At 65.4% G+C, this 625-nt stretch carries 1 pseudogene; it reads left to right on the plus strand.

Annotated features, from left to right (window positions below):
* Positions 1-112 precede the first annotated feature (112 nt).
* Positions 113-625: pseudogene (locus VQ02_RS33910) on the plus strand (sensor histidine kinase); the annotation flags it as partial.

Here is a 625-nt window from a genome sequence, read left to right on the forward strand (position 1 = left end):
CCTCTACTCTTGGTGTTCACGTGTGAGTCGCCTATACGTGTTATACTTTCTCGATCTATCGCTTTGTTTTTACTCCTTTCTTTTTTTTTTAGATGTGTAATAAGAGACAGGCGAGGAGCATCGCGGCCTGCTGGCCGACGAGCTCAACCACCGGGTCAAGAACTCGATGGCGACCATGCAGTCCATCGCGAACCAGACCCTGAGCCACGCGGGCTCCCTCGACGAGGCGCGCACCACGCTCAACGCCCGCCTGCAGTCGCTCTCGGCCGCCCATGACGTGCTGACCCGGGAGAGCTGGGAGGGCGCGACGCTGGCGGAGATCGTCGACGAGGCGCTGCGGCCGTTCCGCATGTCCGAGGGCAGGCGGTTCAAGACCGGCGGTCCGCACGTCCGCCTGCCGCCCCGGCTGGCCCTGGCCTTCGTGATGGCCCTGCACGAGCTGGCGACCAACGCGGTCAAGTACGGGGCGCTCTCGACAGATGCCGGGCGCGTCATCCTCAACTGGGACATCGTGGACGGCTCGAAGCCGGACCGCCTGTGGCTGCGCTGGGAGGAGATCGGCGGCCCGCCGGTCACGCCGCCGACCCACAGGGGATTCGGGTCGCGGATGATCGAGCGGGCGCTG

Source organism: Methylobacterium variabile, assembly GCF_001043975.1.
GTDB classification, from domain to species: domain Bacteria; phylum Pseudomonadota; class Alphaproteobacteria; order Rhizobiales; family Beijerinckiaceae; genus Methylobacterium; species Methylobacterium variabile.